The organism is Streptomyces sp. SID14436 (genome assembly GCF_010548465.1).
In the GTDB taxonomy this organism is placed as follows: Bacteria; Actinomycetota; Actinomycetes; order Streptomycetales; family Streptomycetaceae; genus Streptomyces.
The window spans coordinates 1-712 of record NZ_JAAGMD010000045.1 but is presented as its reverse complement, the minus strand read 5'-3'; the positions used below and the strand labels follow the sequence as shown (position 1 = coordinate 712).

General features: G+C 76.7%; 1 pseudogene. It reads left to right on the top strand.

The features are described from left to right. Positions 1–712 (top strand): annotated as a pseudogene (locus G3I53_RS01555) (serine/threonine protein phosphatase); the annotation flags it as partial.

Below are 712 nucleotides of genomic sequence, written 5' to 3'. Positions count from 1 at the left end.
GGAGCGGCGCACCGGTCAGGTCACCGCGCCCGGGAAGCCCACGCCGATGCGGCGCGACGGCGACCGGCTGCGGTTCGTCGGCGCGGCGACCCGGCGGATCGCCCGCGGCATCGATCTGGACGAGATCGTGATGGGGCTGTGCCGGGCCACCGTGCCGACCTTCTCCGACGCGATCCTGGTCTACCTGCGGGACCCGCTGCCGGTCGGTGACGAGCGGCCCACCGGTCCGCTGGTGCTGCGGCTGCGCCGCAGCGACCGGATCCCGGCCGAACGGGACACCGAGGGCGCGGGGTTCGCGCCGCTGGTGCAGCCGGAGCCGTCCGAGCTGGACTCGGTCGGCGAGGAGCTGTGCACGGTACGGCCCGGCAGCGCGCTCGCCGAGGTGCTGCGCGGGGTCCGCCCGGTGTTCACGGACGCGCCCGCGGCGCGCGCCGCGCTGCCCGAACTCCTCGGCCCGGACGGCGAGTCGGCCGTGCCCGACGGCCAGCGCGCGATCCTCGCGCCGCTGCGCGGGCGCCGGCGCGTGATCGGCGCCGCGCTGTTCCTGCGCGGCCCGGAACGCATCCCGTTCGAGGCGGACGACCTGCTGGTCGCCGCCCAGCTCGCCACGCACAGCGCCCTCGGCATCGACAAGGCGGTGCTGTACGGCCGCGAGGCGTACATCGCGGACGAGTTGCAGCGCACCATGCTGCCGGAGCACCTGCCCCGCTGC